We start from the raw sequence: 16,523 nt of genomic DNA on the forward strand, positions 1-16,523 counted from the left end.
GTGTATGCACACCCATTAATAAAATGGTTAACCTACTTTTAATACGGCAATATTGTTTACCGTAGCCAAGCTTGAGGTTGTCCAGCATGGTGTAGTTTTGTTTAGAAAAGCCGTTATATGCATTTTGGATAGCTTCCATTGAAGTGCCCATTTTGTTTGCATTATCAGACATATCAACGATTGTCTGGTCGGCTAATTTGGCAGCCTTTTGGGTATCTCCACCGACCGATTGAATCAGTGATGCAGAAAATGATGTTGCTGTTTCCATGTACTGGTTAGCAGATAATCCAGCAGTCTTATATGCATTTTTAGCATTATTCATGACCTCGGACTGAGCGCTATTCAACTGGTCAAATTTTCCTCTAGCTTCTTCAACGCTCTGTCCGATAGATGCCGCATATTCTTCTAGAGACTTCCCCCCTGCTCCAAATAGTGTCTCGACACCACCGACCAACTGTTCGTACTCAGCGTAATGCTTAACAGCTACACCAGTCAAGGTAGACAGTGCAGTAACACCGATGGCAAGCCCAGTGGCCATGACTTTACCAGCTTTTACAGCCACTTGACCTATTTTCCCAAAGATATCAGAGAGCTTCCCATGAGCACCTTCAGCTTTTCCTGTTGTTTCATCAATGGCCCTATTGGCTTCTTTGTTATTGATGCCAATCTTGCCAAACATTTCAAAAACGTTCATATGTTACTCTCCTTTCTTTTGTATTTTCAAAATCGATTCTGCCAAAGCGATAGCTTCTTTATCTTGATCTACAGATTGTTGCTTCTTGCTTTGTTTATCGATATAACTTTTCTTAGAATGCTTCTTAATAAAGTCGGATAAAGTCATGTCAAAGTCTTTTGACTTCCATATGTCTGTCAATTCTTCTTTATCCTGTTCATCAAGCAAGTACATAAAAAAGTCCAAAGACTCGCTTAGAGTTTGTGTCTCTAGCAAAGTCTTTGGATTTCCATATCGTTTAAAAAGTATATCTATGAGCTTATTTGTATCTAAGCCAATAGCGAAGCAATAGATTGGAAAAAATCCTTCAGCTCTGCCTTCTTTCCAAATTCCATCAATAACTTGGTATAGTCGAACATGTTGAGCGTTTCGATTTGCTTTTGACTTGTCCCTGTCAATTCAGCCAAGAAACGATTGATATCTTCCTTGGCATCTCCTACGTGCTTCAAGACAGCAAATCCAAGGTCTGTCACAACGACCATCCCACGCTTCTGGATAGCCAAGCTCGCTTGTTCCTGCTCTTTTTTTGTTGGTTTCTTGTTCTTGTGGTCGGATAGTTCTACCACCTTTTGATTTGTGCCATACTGGCGCTCAATGAGCGCCACGACCTCTTCTTTGATATCTAATTTGCCAATGATAGACAACATCGTAAAGATGTCGCCCCCATTCAACTCACGCATTTTTAGTGTTTCAGCCATTTATGTCTCCTTTTAAACGATTTTCGGGAAGTAGATTCGGCACGGTAAACTCAAATCGTCAACTTGGCCTTCAGCAGCATGTGCCTCAAATGTCATTGAGATAACAGCTTCTTCGTTGTCTTTTGTATCAAAGTCAAGTCCTGACGTGCAAAGAGCGTTATCAATGATAACAATAATAGGGTCATTAGTCCCTGACATAGTACCTACGATACCGAGATTTTCGATATAATCGCCATTTTCAAGTTTTGATTTTCCTGAAACGATCTTGTACCCTGTTGGTGCAGTAGTTCCATCTGCTTCAGTAACCTTACCGTTAATAGATAAACGGATATTTTCCGCTGTGATTTCTTTAACGTTGACTTCGATTTTAGCCGTCTGGCTCTCTAGCAGTTTTTGACCGACAGCTGGCACATATACTCCGTCAACTTCAACAGTACGGTAGTTTGTTTCGATTGTGACCTTGTTACCGCCTGACGTAGCTCCTAACAACTCACCTTCCCAAACTCCATTCCCGTCAGTGCCACCTGCCTTGTTCCAGGTTAGGTTTTTATAAACTGCACCCGCATTAATAAGATAATGCTTTGGCGTATTAGCTGTATAGCCTGTACGTTTTACTGGTGTTTTAACTCCCATTTAATTTCTCCAATCTAATTTAATATAAAAACGCAAATTCCGTCGTTGCAAATCGTCCAGGTTTGTTGGCACGGCCTGCATTGACTGGAATTGCGTTCGCATGTAGCAATCCTCTAGCATTGTGTCAAAATGCCTCAAGTGCATCTTAATGCTCTCAGATAATGTTTCGATTTCGACCTGGTCTAGGCCTTTGTTACAAAAAATATCCACATCCAGGTAACAACCATCTGCATGACGGTCAATACTGGTCAAGCTAGTCGAAAAGACCACATATGGATACTTGACAGTCTTAGCAGAGTTCTTGATGTAGTAGCTCTCACTGTGGACAGTTTTCAGCTCTTTTAAGATTGTTTTGATAACTTCTTTCATCTACCCTCCCAACTCTCTTAAACAGTCCGCCAAAATGTCTCTTATAGCTTTTTGGTTTTTCCTGAATGCTGGTCGTAGGTATGGTTGTGGTGACATTCCGTAAGTAAAATGTACCTCACCGTTTGGTGTTTTATATACCCAACCACCCTTACGACCGTTTCCTTTTTCAGCAAATTCACCAGTGCCATATTCGACATAGATTGCATACTCGCAATTAGTACCAATATAGGCAACCAGTTCGCTCTCGTTGACCTGGTACCCAATGCTGTCTCGTAAGCCTCCTTTATCGACAGGTGCTAAAAGCACAGCGTGACCCTCAACCAACAACGAAGCTTTGATAAGACCTCTAATCGCAGCACGTTCAAGTTCTCTTTTGGCTGCCTCTGAATTATCTACAAATTTCATCAGTGGACACCTTTAATATAGATTTCCAGATGATGGCCAATATTCACCGGATCATCAACATAGGTCACTTCATAGGTTTTTCCATTGACTTCGATTTTGTCTTCAATTTCAGCATTGACTGTCATATTCTTAGTCAAGATGACATGGGTACTGTCTGCAAGATAGGCTAACTTGTCATTGGATTCATTTCCATCAAGCATATCCATATAGCCAATAAATTCAGCTACTTTCTTATGCTCAAAGATTTCTTGTCCAAGTTCATTTTCGCCATTTGCTATATTTTTCAAAAGATAAAACGTTAACATCACGACCACCTCAACTTTCGATACTTGTCCAAGAAACCAAGCAAGCTGACTGGATAACCTTCCGAACTTTCAGCAGACGTCACATCGTAGTAAGTCACTGACCAACGTGCCACGGTTTCGGATTTGATACCGGCCTTATCTCGCATTTTGGCGTCATAAGCAATCAACTTCTTGACACCTGTCAGCACGTCAGCAGGATAGCTCACTTTAGTTGCTATAGCCCCTGAATTGGTTTCTGTGATAAAATCCCCACGGATAGTAATTGCATCATCAGAGACACTCTCAACAACGTATAGACCATTGTTGTAGTCTGTTCCATTGATTTCTATTGTGTCGCCAGCTTTAAATATATCCAAACGTCCGCTATTAGCTTTGATTGTACTTCCAGATAATCGCAAACCACGAATGCGGAATTTAATCAACTGAAAATTGTTGTTTGTCAACTTTCGGACCATTGTTTCTAGCCCATCACACGTTTCCTGTGTCGCATCTGCATCAAGTTTTAATGCTTCTTCTAGACTAATAATCATACATACCTCCATTTAAAAAGGAGAGTAGCAGACTACTCCCCTAGTTTCGATGCTTCCAAAATTTCAAGCAATGTTTCCGTCTTTGCATTATTGGCATGCTCGATGCCTGCTTCGTCCAATTGGGCTTTGATTTCATCACGGGACAATTCTTCCACGGTTTCGGACTCAATATCCCCTGCTACTTCTTCAAATCCTGCTTCGATGAGCCGGTCAGCAACCAAGTCGCTATCTGTCTCTTTGATGACGTTCAAGCGTTTAAATTTACGCATGAGCTACCTCCTAAGCTACTGTATTGGCAAAGATTGATTTTTCTTTTGATTTCGGAATCCAGATATCATGATACTTGCGGTAGTCCATATCCCAAGCGTTTGCACGTTGGTTAGTCATTGGATCAAATACACGTACTACGTCTGTTTTAGATACTGCAATAGGTGCATTTTCGGCAACGATAAGCCAGTTAATAGCTTTTGCTAACGGATCAGCCACGAATCCACCTTTTTCTTGACCGCCAGTCTTGCCGTCATTAAATTTAAACGCAGTTTGAAGCAATGATTGTTGTGTTGGCACAATTTCATGACCGTCAATTTTTGTAACAACAGTTGCCACTTCGCCAGCCGGCACTGTGACCGTTGAAATACGTTTAGATGCTTTGTCATCAAGTCCAAGATTAGTCAACATGGTTTCGGACATGGTAATTTTAAGTTTTGCAGTATTTCCGACAATCTCTTTTACTGTTGCAATGTCTTTCAAAAGTTCTTTCAAGATGTTTGAGTCTGTGATTGCAGCAGTACGAGTTTGACCAACTGCAATAGCTTTAGCGGCAATAGCAGAATAGCGATAAGCGTCGATTTCAGGTACAACCAAAGTGCGTTGGAATTCGCCCATGACTGTTCCAGCAGTTGCTACAAAGTTTGTTTCATCCACATCCATAGCGTCCAATTGGAATTTACGACCACGGTCTTGTGTGAGCTTGTAAGTATCCCACGTAAGTGTCACAGCACCATCAACGTAACCAGATGAACGATCATAATCTGCAAGGCCGTCCATAACGATAGACGGCAATTTGACTTCGTTGCCACCATTGTATTGTACTAACTTACTGTTTACTTCCATCCAACCTGTCGTTGATTCTTGCACGATTTGCTTGTCAAGGACTGGTTGGAAAATTTTTGAATATTCGAGTGTATTTGGCATTTATTTTTTTCTCCTTAAAAAGTTATTTTCCGAAGACCGCAGACTCAAAGTCAGCAGTCAGTGATTTTGATGGGTCAATTTTCCCACCTGGTGGAATATCCACCCCACCTAAAGTTTTAAAGCCGTTATCAGCTTGTTCAGGCTCCGTGGTTTTGAAGAATGTAGGGTGATTAGTCTGTAAGTCCTTGATTTTACTGTCAAGGTCCTTAATACTGCCATCTTCTGCTAATTCCACATCGCCAAGTTTGTACATGAGATAGTCTAAATCAGTCGCTTTAGCACTAGAAAGAGCATCCTTGATAGTCTGCTTCTTAGCTGTTTCTTTCATATCAGCTTCCAACTGTGACACTTTATCCTTGTATGCCTTGAGTTCATTCTGCAACTCTTCGTTGTCCTTATTTGATTTTTTCAACGTGTCAAGCGTGCTGTTAGCTGCTTTTAGCTTTTCGGCTTGCTCGTTGTAGACATCTTTAGGGACAGCGTGTTTCGGAAACTCTTCTTTAAATGCGTTCATGACCGCATCAATTTCCGTTTTTCCGTCTGCAGTATGTTTCTCAATAAGTTCTTTTAACCAATCCATTGTTGGTTTACCTCCATAGATTTTTTATGCTGGCTCTCCCAGCAGGGAGTGTCTGCGATATGCCACACAGACATGGCTTGCCTAGTTTTATGTCATGTGACAGGACAATATAAAAACCGCATCGAATTCGACACGGTTAAGTTATGTGATTAACGCAGTCTTTCCCGCTGTCAAGATGAGTGACCACCTCCTATTTGAAAAGTTGCGCTGATGCAGACCAACCTGCAATAGTGTCAAAAAAGAACACCCCACTTTTTTCTTGGTTTGTACTTTTGCCAAAGTAATCAAAAGCAATGTGCTTATCAGTCACATCCATATTGCTTACGTCTTGAAATAATAATGTTTCGCCATTCTTTAAAAAGATAATAACTTGTTTTTCCATTTTTTTCTCCTCTATTTTGTCAAATCTGTAAACTTATTATTTAGCCCTCGCCCACTCTCGATAATTCCTGTACTTGATAATCTTACCGGTCTCATTATCTCGCCTTGATGTCAATGTGTCATCGTCTTTAAGCCGTGAGATTGTCCGGCATCTACAGTTGACATCCTCGCTTGCAAAACCAAACATATGCGGTTGCTTCGTCCGTAGACCGTTAATCTCAAAATAACCGTCCTTATCAGCCTTTGCACCGTCCAGTTCTGCGTGATTGTGCCTTGTGCGACCGTCCAAAGTCGCTACCCAAACCTTGTCAAACTCAACACCTAGGTTTCTAGCTTCCAATTGAGCTTTTTCCCTAGCTACAGCTTGCACCCGTCCAGCTTCTGTCCTAGTAATCATCATAGCCCGACGATAAGAGCTATACCCCTGTTCTGCCAATCTAGCAGATGCCTGAGCATAACTCGCGCCGTGCAAAAATATACGATTGAGGTCGTCCTTGATGTTGTTTCGTAACCGTTCCACAACCCCATCATTCAAGCGTTCAGATAACTTAAAGTTTGCCACAGGTGTTTCGATAATGGTCCTTAACTCTTCCTCTTTTAGCATGGCAAAGTTAATCCCACCGTGACCGCCCTCAAACTCGTAAAACAGTTCATTATAGGCGATTTTCCCAGTGTCAATTAAATGCCCTGTAATTTCACTTCTAAGCCCTTTTTTTAGTTTATCTGCTGATTGGTCTAATTGCTCTAAAAGTGTGCTCATTTGGTTCAATTTGAGCTTTTGAGAAGATGTCAGGCTATCCAACCGCTGATAATCAACAAGTAAAGACTTTTTCAGGTCTTTTATCGTGTCGATATAGAGGTTATAGAGTCGTTTGTCCGTCGCTTTGTCCGCTTTCTGCAACAGGTTCTCTATTTCCTGTTGGAATTTGTTCAGCTTCGTCATCTGTCACCTCCGTAGACTGGTTGAAATCAGTTTGATACCCCTGCTCTTCCAGTGCTTTCTCAACTTCGTCTGGGTCAACTTCCAAAATACCTGCTAGCAATTCTAAAACAGTGCGGTCATCAAGTCGCTGTGCTGCAGTCATGATGTTGTTAATCAAAATCTGATTGGTTTCGGCTTCCGTCTTAGCAATGGTAGCATTATCTTCTTTATTAGCCATGACGTCTCTTGTAATTGCGACTTCGACTTTACTAGCATCATAATTTTTGCCGTGCAGTTCGTTGATGTTTTCTACAATCAGTTGTAACATCTCTTTGATGACTGCACGCAAGCGTACTTCGATCTTGTTACATTTTAGATCGAGTAGGCTGTATCTTGATTTGATAACTACATTTGTGATATTCCCGTCACCTGTCTGAGAACTGTCAAACCCCATACCAAACTTGTAGATAGCTTCCTTATCTATCTCAAGTTTAGCCTTACGAGCTTCAACAGGGATATTGGTTGTGATGACATCAATGCCCCCGTTTTCACCAACTCCCACGGTCTTCTTGGTCTTGAGGTTTGTGACTAAGCTAGACAGATTGTCGCCCTCGTATCCTCTAACTGCATAAATTGGGTGGTCAAAGTCAATCAAGTTATTTGACAATGCACAAGCCATCATATCATAGTCATCAATAAGGTCTTTGATAGGTTGCAAGTCGTTAGTCTTGCCACGATTGTTTTGCAGACAGATGAATGGCACACGACCGTAGCCCTTGCCAAACTTATCTTCGCCCTTTTGAGCTAGTAGATGTGGCTTAGGATTGTATTCAGCCGAATTATCCAACTTGACCGCTTGACCATCTTCCTGCACAAAATAAAAGACTTCTTCTTTTGTCCATAACTGGATTTTAGTCACAGTCTTTTGTTTGTTATCTTTGACAATTTGTTCATCATAGTAATAAATGATTTGGTCTATGTTGTAAAATTCATTGTAGATCGGAATGATTTTAAGAGCATCAGCAGTTTTAAACCGTAAACGATTATCAGTATCAATTTTCCAAAAGGCATACTCGTAGGATTTCTGACTTGCTCCCTCGACTAACTCTTGTAACATGAGTTGGAAATCTTCGTTGACGTACTCATCTAGATATTCCTGCAATCCAGTTTGCTCAGTTGTAACCTCAATCGGATTGGACAGCAGATACTGTACTTTTTGGTCAACTAGCTCTGTAAAATACTGATGAGCAATCCGTGTGTTACTTCTGTGTTTTTCTTCAACAACTTCACCCTCATTGTTAAAATAAAAAAGACGATAGTTTGCAATATCGTGTTTACCTTCGTAGTAATTGATACCCGTCTGCATCTCTTTTTTCAAAGTGCTTCCACGGTCATTCGAGACCAGCCTTTTCACTTCGGCAACAAGTGCCGATATATTATCTGTTTGTAACATTTCTCCTCCTAAACGAGCCAGCCACTAGATTTATTGCTCGTATAAATTGCATATCTCAAAGCATCTAACACATCGTCATTTTGTTTTACTGGCTCTCCATTTTTCTCATTCCACACATACTGATAAATCTCGTCCTTGAACTTGTTAACCCTCTCAGAACAAACAAAAAAGCGACCTTGCTTCATCAGCTTAGCCACTTGTTCAATACCGCTTAAAACAGATTTGTCAGCATTTATACACCTAATTCCATCACGTTTAAAACGAGATACATGTTCTGGTCTGGCAGAATCAGCATAAAATTTAATATTGCCAAATCGTGTTTTTATATCTTTGGCAATCTCCACCCAATAATCAATTTCTTGGTACTGTGCCGAGTGCTCCTCTAAGAGGTACACCCGTCCATCTGCTGTTTGTCCGCAGACAATGATAGTTCCGTAGTGTTCGTATCCCCAGTCGACACCAGCGTAATAGGTTGTGATGTCGTCTGTCGGAATGTCTTTGTCGGATACCAGCATATCTTCTTTGAAATCACGGTAAACGGCTCCCTCACCGCTAACCCAACGGCCATAGATACCACGCTCTGTAAACATTCCACTTGGAGTTGTTGCGATGAGATTGTCAATATACCTTTGATTCAAAAAAATATTATCAAACACTGTAAAGTGATTTGAGATGATCCTCTTGTTGTCTGCCTTATCTATATAATCCTTTTTTAACCAATGATTCGGGTGATCTGGGTTTGTGTCGCAAATAATACGAGCGCCCAACCCAGAACAACGCTTCCGGATTTCATCAAACACTTCCTTGTTTGCCAACGTCGCTTCGTTGATATAAGCTCCGTAAGCCGTCATACCACGGATTGACCTTAACCCCGCGACTGTGCCGGTGAAGGTTGTGACTACGTACACCCCAAATAGGGTAAAATTTCCGTGTTTATCAAACTTGAAATCAATGCCATATTTCTCTGTTAACTCTTTTAGGATGTTTGTCTGTAAAGTACCAGCACTGGTTGCGCCAAGGATGTACATAGGTTTTTTGATGCCGTCCTTTAGAGCATTCCTTTTCGCCCTACGCAATTCCATAAGAAATAAATCATTATCAAGTTGAGTCTTACCAGCGCGGACCGCCCCATGGTTAATCATCATGTACCAGTCTTCGCGCATAGCCCGTTTTAAAATACTGATCTGCTTATCATGATATAATCCATTAAGATTCACTTAGGGCTTCCTCCAACTTATCAAACAACCTACCGATAGCACCCTCTTGCGATTCGGTGCCTTCGAGAGCCGTTTTTCGTTTTTCGTTTTCCAACTGTATTGCCTTGATACGCTCCCGTTGTTCTTTCTTGTCAAGTGCGTCTTTAGCGTCTGTGGCCGTCAGTTTGCTTATTTGCTCAAACGCTCTTACATTGCCTTTCATGGCTTTCTGCATCATAACCATGGCTAGAGCCATTTCGTTGGTTGTTTCAAAACCGAGGGTTTCTAATTGCTGCTTTACCTTATTACTAGAGACATCAGCTTGCAAGATAGTATTAAATGCTTTTTTTAAGTCTGCTTTTTTACGACGAGAACGACCCGAGTTTATCCCGCCCTTCCGGGTCATCTCTCTAAGTTCGCTCTTACTTCGCCTGTTTGCCGGAATTAAGTTTGTTTCATTAGCCAATCGCCTCACTTCCTTACTTTAAAAAATAAAAAAAGAAGCAATAGCTTCTTAAATTCTTTTATATGATTGTGGTATTTTCCCATTTGCATCAATATCTTTATAGAGTTTAGGCTGTTTAAATTTAAACAACCTATCTATTTGTATTGCTACAGCTTTATTCTTATTTAAATAATATTCATCAAAAAACTCCCTTGATATTCCTGATTTTTTATAGGTTAGTTCCCAAATTTTTTCAGGATTATCTATCAAGACTTGTTTTATTGTAAAAAAACCAACTACTTTGCCTACAGGCTTAGTTGAATAAATATAACATCTTTCTGGAATTTCTTTGAAAAACGACTTTCTATATTCGAAATGTTTCTTTCCTGTCATTATTTGTTCAACGAATTGGGGATTTATTGAAATTACTGCATTAGTCTTTTTCATTTATTTGAACCCCACAATATGATTATCATCTAATGGCAACATTTGATAACCTAGTTCTTCTAAATCAATTATTGGTGTATTTGAAATATATGCTTTTGTTTCGGGTACTATAATTGTTCCCCAACTAATAATTTCTTTCCAAGTTACATTATCTAATAGCAACTCATTGTGATCGTATCCTCTTATGCCTTGATAAAAGCCACCGTATATAACAAGATTATCAATTCGATAAATAGCTTCCTCTAAACTTTCCCCGTAAGCTAAATTGTCATCTTCTAAAATCAACTGTCTTAATTGTTTAATATAGCTTTCTTTTTCGTTCATTTCCTTACTCCTTTTCTTTTATTATAAGGAACAGTTTTAAACGGGTCAAGAGAATATCTAATCTTTTTTTACAAAAAGAAAACTTGCTATTTTTACGTTAATTCTAGCATTTTTAGCTAATTGTTTAATAGCTGAATTACCAGTTGGAGTCTTCCCTTTTTCATAGGATTTTAATTTCCAGTTAGGGTTTTTATTCAGTGCGTAAATAAGATTTTTAGCACTTGTGACTATTCTAAAATCAAATCCTTCCTTAGCATAAAAAGTCGCAATTGATTTCAAAAATTTTGTACCAAGCCCAATACCTTGGTAATCGGGTAAAATGACAAGCCTTGTAACTCGTTTAATTTTTTTATTTCTTGGGTGTGGGAAATGCATTACTCCAATAAAACCAACGATTTTATCTTTGTCATACAATCCAAAACAACGAGCTGCATTAGCAATGTCGCCATTTAAATAATGATAACGTCTAAATTTTCCCCACTCTGCGATTGAGCATCTTCTAACTTCAAATTGCTTGTAGCTTCGTGGGGGAATTGAAAAACCTGTTGCATTGAATCAGTATTAAAACACCAATCAGGTTGTAAAAATTCCATAACATCATGATGACAACCAACTGCTATAAACTTTTTATCAGGATAGCGCTTTAAAGCTTTTTTCAAAGCTATACAAATTACTTGAGCTACTTGTCTATCTACGACACTAGTAAACTCATCAAAAACGACAAAATTTTTAGTTAAAATTTGTCTTGCTAAGTCAACGCGCATTTTTTCGCCATTAGATAAAACGCTATATGGTTTTAACCAAGAAGGAACACTTCCAAAGCCAACTGCATAGAACATTTTTTGCAATTCTTCTATATTTTCACAAGGTATGCTTTCTATTACCGGTTTATCTGGATAAATGAAGTCATCAATTAATTCATTTCCATATAATTCTTTTGCTATTGTTGTTTTACCTGTACCGCTTCCACCAACAATGAGCCCTATTTGCCAATAGTCCGGATAATTTATATTACCGCTAAAATGTTCTCCTACATGTTCTTCTCCAACGTCAAAGTCTGCCATAACTTTTGAGACTTTAAAAGATTGATTTAATTCATTGTTCTTTATAATATTGAAACTCGGCATTTTATCCCCCTGTCAACAAATTCGTCATATAATTCTTCCAATTTTTGCTCTGATTCAGCTTCAACTATAATTATTGATTGGTCGTCAATTTCTTCAAAATCGGTGTCTTGAATTTCTTCTTTCTCATCTTCCAAAATATTAAAACCGAAGTCTGACATATCAATATCAATTATGTCACCTAATTCTTGATGTAAAAGATCGATATCAAAGTCCGTGTTCATGGTCAACTTATTGTGGGCGAGTATATATGCTTTTTTCTGTTCTTCGTTAAGGTGTGTTAACTTAATTACCTCGACCTCTTCATACCCTAGTTGTTTGAGCGCCATGTATCTTCCGTGGCCCTCAATAATGACGTTATTTTCGTCAATCGCAATCGGATCGTTGTTTCCGAACTCTAATATTGATTTTTTTATTTGTTCAATTTGTTCAATAGGGTGTAATTTTGCGTTTTTCTCGTATTGCCTAATAATTGATAAGTTAACCTTCTCAATTTCCATTGTTTCCTCCTTTAAAAACAAAAAGACCACATCCATGCGGTCTCCCTGAGTGAAATATTCAGCCCCTTACATGATACTAGCAAAACATGGTCTACAGGTCATCTTTAAATTATTTTATTATTGCTAGTTTTTAACTCCGTGCCAGTGGATCGAACACTGAGTTAAATAAACAGTGACATGTATGCTTATTTAACCTCTCCCATATCGCTATAGCCGATATTGAGAACACGGATTAAACAGGAACAGCAGGAATCGAACCTGCGACCTTCTGGGCTTCAACCAGACGCTCTACCAACTGAGCTACGTTTCCAAATCCAAGACCAGTAATGAACGTAAGGTAAATTTTCTATAATTTATTTTTTTCTGGTCTTGGAATGATCACCGAGTTCCGCTCATGTTGATGTTGTTCACTAATTGAATTAGTGCTTTTTGAAAGGTATGCTTCTTCTCAGTAATTCATGATACTATATTAACACATCTATTTCCGAACAAACTCCAAAAAAACTTTTGTTTTCTCTAGCGTTTCTTTATAAAAACTCTAATTTTGAACTAGTAAACATCCGCCTCTATATTGCTCAGCAAACGAGAGCAAGGCATCGTTCAGTTCAATGTAAAAGCTAGCTTCTGAAAGGTATAAGTCGGTATAGATTTCAAAATCATATCGTTTACCATTGTACAGATATTTCTCAAACAAGATCCTGCGATGCGTTGGATTGAGTAATTTCGTTACTGCTAATTCAATCGCTTCAAGCTCCGATTCAGCATCTACTCGATTGATAGCCAAGCGCTCAATAGGCTTACTTGGATTGCCGTGCGCTTGTCTTGGCTCGAAAGTATACGTCGCAGTGACTTTTTGACCATCTGCATCATTGGCTACTCTTTGCCAGCGAGGATATTCTCTCAACTTACGCTTTGCATTTGATTTTGATTTTTGGATATTTACTTCTGGAAAAAAAGTCACTTTTGCATTCTCCTTATGGTATAATAATAGTGTCATATATCACTGCCAGGGAGATTGCCTTGGCTTTTTTATTTCCATTTTACAACATGCTTATCCATATGATACGGCTCATCCAAATCAACCTGCCACTTTGGTCTACCACCCAGATTAGGTGGTTTGACAGGTTTCCTAATAGGCACACGGCTTTCTGCTAGGAGTGTTCTTATCTTTTCTTCTGACTTTTCAACAATTGGCTTAGCGCCTGATTCCAAACATCTCACATGCCTGAGTGAATAACCTAGCTTCTTGGCCAGCGACTCGATGCTCAGACCTAGTTTTAATCTTATTTCCTTAAATTCTTGCGGTGTCATAGGTCCTCCAACGATACCCACCGAAACTGTGGATATTTTTTTGCTTCTTCCTCTGTGCATTTGTAAGCAATATAACGATACACAGCAAACCTTGGTTCTGGCACATCAACCAGTAACACACCTAATTTTTCAGTCATTCCAATTCCTCCAATTCAAAATACTCAGCTAATGATTCTTTCAATTCATCTATATCATCACAATTATCAATCATCTCTTTCACATCAAATTGTGTATCCTCTTTATTTAATGTGTTTTCTTCAACCGCATTTACTACCCACATTGGATGAGTACCGACTTTTGAATACTCATCCTGTGGCAAGTTTTCTAAAAGTTCTTCATAACGCTCTTCAAGACAAATTAATTCACCTAAAACATCGATAAATTCTTTGTCGTCTTTACGCTTTTTAAATACTTCTGGTAAGTTTTGATTAGCAACTTCTGCATAAATAGCTGACCATTCTTCTTCACTAAATCGTGAATTTTCTACAAGTGGTCCATAAGTTAACGTTTTTCCGTTTAATTCTACCGTGTATTCCATTTTTACTTCTCCATTCCAATTCTTTCAGTGGCACAAATTTAAACCGCGGAAACTGTTCAGCTTCTTTGCGTGTGAGTTCCGTAGCTATATTCTAAATATTGATACTTCCATAATTTTGGTTCTGGCACATCAACTAGTAACACACCTAATTTTTCAGTCATTGGTTACCTCCATTGACAGAGCGATAACTTGATCTGCTTCTTTGTTAAAATACATGAGCGTTGTACCATTTTTTAAATTTTTGATATCATTTTTAGTCAACTTGACCGTGTGCACATCGTACTCATTATCTTTAAAACGAATTTTAGCCGCTTCTCTATTTGTCATCTTTTTCCTCCCACTTATTTCAAAAACATCTGTTTAAATATAGCCTCAAGTACATCAACTACAATCGCATTTCCAGCTTGCTTGTATAATTGTGTGTTGCTGTTTACTTGCTCTGCTTTTTCAAAATCTTCATCACTGCATCCCATAAGCCTCCAACACTCTTTTGGTGTTAGCTTACGAATGCGGTAGTTATCAACTACCCCTTTACTATCATCAGTTGTCAAAGTATGTGCCATATTTTTTTGTAGTCTACCTCTTCTTGTTTTACTAAAAGGATATGCAGTATCAATGCCATCTCCTTCTTCGGCTATCTGATAGCCTTTTTTTGTTGCGTTTTTTATTAAAATTTTAATACCCTCACCTTTATTTGTAGTTAGCGTTGGACTTAAATAGTCCGAGTCAAAGACATTGCCATTCATTCCCCTACCACTAGGGTTTGTGTTGCCTACTGATTTTACTTTTAATTGCATTTTTAATCGTGGTTCCCTCTGTATTATCGACCACAACACTTGGTTGTCTCCAGCCACCTTGCATAGTATCTAAAGTAGGAGCCAATCCATCCTTATCCCATATTGCCCCTGCTTGATGAGTTTTACCGTCTTTGTCAAAGATGCCGCCTATTCGATTTACCATTGGTATATATCCTCCACCTGTTCCCATTGATGATGTCAAGGTAGTTGATATACCGTCTTTTTTAATAGATTGATTCTTTTGTTCTCCGCCTAGTAGAAACGATTCGTCTTTTAAGTCAAATCTACTAACTAATTGTTCTATTTTTTTATCGTCCAGATAAAACTTCTCATCCACTTCATCTTCTAAAACATCTTTTAATCTGAGAGTTAGCTCTTGTTTTTCAGGGAAAACATAAGGTTCATGTTCACCTAAAATTGATACGCAAAATACTCGTTCTCTGTTCTGTGGAACGCCATAGTCTTTTGCGTTTAGCACCTGCCAATAATTTGTGTAACCTTGTTCTTCTAGCCAATCAAGCCATTTATCAAAATTTGGCTTATGTTTTTTGCCAACTAAATTTTTTACATTTTCCATAAGTAAATACTTAGGCTTCTTAGCAGCTATCACTTTTTGACATTCCCAAAGAAGCCCCGATCTTGTTCCGCTATTCATATCTAGCCCAGCTTGTTTTCCAGCTACTGAAATATCTTGACAGTTGTGAGCAATGGTATTAAACACTGTAAATGAATGATCATCTTCAACTTCAATATCATATACTGTTTCTTGACCGTCATTCTCCAACCCATTAAATGGAAACCAAATATGTCCATCTTCATAAAATGCTTTATCTTGCTCCCCAGTTGTCATTTTAAAGGTTAATGAATAAGTATCTCTTTGATTCACAATTCTTCCTTCGATAATACTTGTAGCTGGTCTACTGTCTTTATAAATTGAATATGGTCGACGATAAACTTTAGCAATACATTGCCCAATACCATAAACTAGCTCTTCAGAGGTTGTAGTACATTTGTAAAGTTTATCAGTTTCAGAGTAGTAACCATCTCCGCTGAAATACCCTTCAACGAAAGATTTTAACAACTCAACTGGTAAGTTCAATACTTCTGGACTAATCTTTTTACCATGAGCATAATACCCAAACTGTTCCGTAAACAACGATAACTCTTTAATTGGAATATTAACTTTGTTCGCAGTACGTTCTTTTGAGATATTATAATCGATTAAACCATTCACTCGATTTTCAAATTCTTCCAATTTAACATCAGGTACAGCAATAATGATTCCACCCTGTTTACGACACCATCCGTCAGCAACATATCTACCCATCAACCACCAGAAATTATTGTTTTCCAATAATGGACTAATGAAATTCGTATGATACGTTCTATCACCATAACCAGTACCCCAAGAGTTGGTATATCCATCCCATACTGGTAACTCGCTGTTTTGATTGATTGATAAACCTAGATAGTGATTCTTCGTCAAACCTTTAACTTCAACCCATTGTGGATCGTGGAACAATCTGTCGTAAGATCGTTTATCATTATTCCATTTTCTATATCGTTCTCTTGTTAAGAACTTATGGTTTTCTGTGGTTTTAATATTATGAATAGCCATACCTTTAATGATAACAATAT

The 16,523-nt window shown here is 38.6% G+C and carries 27 protein-coding genes and 1 tRNA gene; all 28 read right to left on the minus strand.

Annotated elements, in window-relative coordinates:
• The coding region (locus ACTQV4_RS09565) for a hypothetical protein (protein WP_441569721.1) at positions 1–694 on the minus strand (694 nt) is incomplete at its 3' end.
• Between the two features lie 3 nt (positions 695–697).
• Entirely contained in the window at positions 698–907 is a 210-nt protein-coding gene (locus ACTQV4_RS09570; protein WP_441549865.1) for a hypothetical protein, read from the minus strand.
• Positions 908–1,002: 95 nt separating this feature from the next.
• The gene (locus ACTQV4_RS09575; RefSeq protein WP_441549866.1) at positions 1,003–1,431 is read right to left on the minus strand and encodes a hypothetical protein; all 429 of its coding nucleotides are present in this window, start codon (positions 1,429–1,431) and stop codon (positions 1,003–1,005) included.
• A 12-nt stretch (positions 1,432–1,443) separates the two neighbouring features.
• Positions 1,444–2,064 carry a hypothetical protein gene (locus tag ACTQV4_RS09580; protein WP_441549867.1) on the minus strand — a complete coding sequence of 207 codons (621 nt, stop codon included), beginning with the start codon at positions 2,062–2,064 and terminating at the stop codon, positions 1,444–1,446.
• On the minus strand, positions 2,065–2,433 hold the full coding sequence (locus tag ACTQV4_RS09585; protein WP_441549868.1) for a hypothetical protein: 369 nt from the start codon (positions 2,431–2,433) through the stop codon (positions 2,065–2,067).
• On the minus strand, positions 2,434–2,838 hold the full coding sequence (locus ACTQV4_RS09590) for an HK97-gp10 family putative phage morphogenesis protein (RefSeq protein WP_441549869.1): 405 nt from the start codon (positions 2,836–2,838) through the stop codon (positions 2,434–2,436). It lies immediately after the preceding gene.
• Entirely contained in the window at positions 2,838–3,143 is a 306-nt protein-coding gene (locus ACTQV4_RS09595; protein ID WP_441549870.1) for a phage head closure protein, read from the minus strand. The genes ACTQV4_RS09590 and ACTQV4_RS09595 overlap by 1 nt, the downstream gene beginning before the upstream one ends.
• Entirely contained in the window at positions 3,143–3,673 is a 531-nt protein-coding gene (locus ACTQV4_RS09600) for a hypothetical protein (RefSeq protein ID WP_441569722.1), read from the minus strand. Before ACTQV4_RS09600 ends, ACTQV4_RS09595 begins: the two co-directional genes overlap by 1 nt.
• Positions 3,674–3,705: 32 nt before the next feature.
• Positions 3,706–3,942 (minus strand): hypothetical protein, encoded by a 237-nt coding sequence (locus ACTQV4_RS09605; protein WP_441569723.1) that lies wholly within the window; start codon positions 3,940–3,942, stop codon positions 3,706–3,708.
• 10 nt (positions 3,943–3,952) lie between these two features.
• Positions 3,953–4,867 carry a hypothetical protein gene (locus tag ACTQV4_RS09610; RefSeq protein ID WP_441562927.1) on the minus strand — a complete coding sequence of 305 codons (915 nt, stop codon included), beginning with the start codon at positions 4,865–4,867 and terminating at the stop codon, positions 3,953–3,955.
• Positions 4,868–4,889: 22 nt separating this feature from the next.
• On the minus strand, positions 4,890–5,447 hold the full coding sequence (locus ACTQV4_RS09615) for a phage scaffolding protein (protein WP_441549873.1): 558 nt from the start codon (positions 5,445–5,447) through the stop codon (positions 4,890–4,892).
• 190 nt (positions 5,448–5,637) lie between these two features.
• Entirely contained in the window at positions 5,638–5,829 is a 192-nt protein-coding gene (locus ACTQV4_RS09620) for a hypothetical protein (protein WP_441549874.1), read from the minus strand.
• 36 nt (positions 5,830–5,865) lie between these two features.
• Positions 5,866–6,771 carry a phage minor head protein gene (locus ACTQV4_RS09625; RefSeq protein WP_441549875.1) on the minus strand — a complete coding sequence of 302 codons (906 nt, stop codon included), beginning with the start codon at positions 6,769–6,771 and terminating at the stop codon, positions 5,866–5,868.
• Positions 6,689–8,203, minus strand: a complete 1,515-nt coding sequence (locus tag ACTQV4_RS09630) for a phage portal protein (RefSeq protein WP_441549876.1) — start codon at positions 8,201–8,203, stop codon at positions 6,689–6,691. Before ACTQV4_RS09630 ends, ACTQV4_RS09625 begins: the two co-directional genes overlap by 83 nt.
• A gap of 8 nt (positions 8,204–8,211) precedes the next feature.
• Complete coding sequence (locus ACTQV4_RS09635; protein ID WP_441541356.1) at positions 8,212–9,420, minus strand: PBSX family phage terminase large subunit; 1,209 nt, start codon at positions 9,418–9,420, stop codon at positions 8,212–8,214.
• Positions 9,410–9,865: a hypothetical protein gene (locus ACTQV4_RS09640; RefSeq protein WP_441541358.1), complete on the minus strand. Its 456-nt coding sequence runs from the start codon at positions 9,863–9,865 to the stop codon at positions 9,410–9,412. Before ACTQV4_RS09640 ends, ACTQV4_RS09635 begins: the two co-directional genes overlap by 11 nt.
• Before the next feature lie 48 nt (positions 9,866–9,913).
• Positions 9,914–10,291 carry an ASCH domain-containing protein gene (locus ACTQV4_RS09645; protein WP_441541360.1) on the minus strand — a complete coding sequence of 126 codons (378 nt, stop codon included), beginning with the start codon at positions 10,289–10,291 and terminating at the stop codon, positions 9,914–9,916.
• Positions 10,292–10,615, minus strand: coding sequence for a hypothetical protein (locus ACTQV4_RS09650; RefSeq protein WP_441541362.1), 324 nt, complete (start codon positions 10,613–10,615; stop codon positions 10,292–10,294).
• A gap of 57 nt (positions 10,616–10,672) precedes the next feature.
• Entirely contained in the window at positions 10,673–11,149 is a 477-nt protein-coding gene (locus tag ACTQV4_RS09655; RefSeq protein ID WP_441549886.1) for a GNAT family N-acetyltransferase, read from the minus strand.
• Entirely contained in the window at positions 11,065–11,679 is a 615-nt protein-coding gene (locus ACTQV4_RS09660) for a hypothetical protein (RefSeq protein ID WP_441562930.1), read from the minus strand. The genes ACTQV4_RS09655 and ACTQV4_RS09660 overlap by 85 nt, the downstream gene beginning before the upstream one ends.
• A 41-nt stretch (positions 11,680–11,720) precedes the next feature.
• A complete protein-coding gene (locus tag ACTQV4_RS09665) occupies positions 11,721–12,239 on the minus strand; it encodes a ParB/Srx family N-terminal domain-containing protein (protein ID WP_441549880.1) in 519 nt (172 codons plus the stop codon).
• A gap of 238 nt (positions 12,240–12,477) precedes the next feature.
• Positions 12,478–12,549: transfer RNA gene (locus tag ACTQV4_RS09670), tRNA-Phe, on the minus strand.
• A gap of 228 nt (positions 12,550–12,777) precedes the next feature.
• Entirely contained in the window at positions 12,778–13,236 is a 459-nt protein-coding gene (locus ACTQV4_RS09675; RefSeq protein ID WP_441569724.1) for an ArpU family phage packaging/lysis transcriptional regulator, read from the minus strand.
• A 32-nt stretch (positions 13,237–13,268) separates the two neighbouring features.
• Entirely contained in the window at positions 13,269–13,550 is a 282-nt protein-coding gene (locus tag ACTQV4_RS09680) for a helix-turn-helix domain-containing protein (RefSeq protein WP_441549882.1), read from the minus strand.
• Positions 13,551–13,683: 133 nt separating this feature from the next.
• Positions 13,684–14,088, minus strand: coding sequence for a hypothetical protein (locus ACTQV4_RS09685; protein WP_441549883.1), 405 nt, complete (start codon positions 14,086–14,088; stop codon positions 13,684–13,686).
• Between the two features lie 153 nt (positions 14,089–14,241).
• A complete protein-coding gene (locus tag ACTQV4_RS09690) occupies positions 14,242–14,415 on the minus strand; it encodes a hypothetical protein (RefSeq protein ID WP_343118948.1) in 174 nt (57 codons plus the stop codon).
• Positions 14,416–14,429: 14 nt separating this feature from the next.
• Complete coding sequence (locus ACTQV4_RS09695) at positions 14,430–14,885, minus strand: DNA cytosine methyltransferase (RefSeq protein ID WP_441569725.1); 456 nt, start codon at positions 14,883–14,885, stop codon at positions 14,430–14,432.
• Positions 14,845–16,523: DNA (cytosine-5-)-methyltransferase (gene dcm / locus ACTQV4_RS09700; RefSeq protein WP_441569726.1), on the minus strand; the 1,679-nt coding region annotated here is incomplete at its 5' end. The genes ACTQV4_RS09695 and dcm, both read right to left, overlap by 41 nt.

The organism is Collinsella sp. LCP19S3_B11, assembly GCF_052121915.1.
In the GTDB taxonomy this organism is placed as follows: domain Bacteria; phylum Actinomycetota; class Coriobacteriia; order Coriobacteriales; family Coriobacteriaceae; genus Collinsella.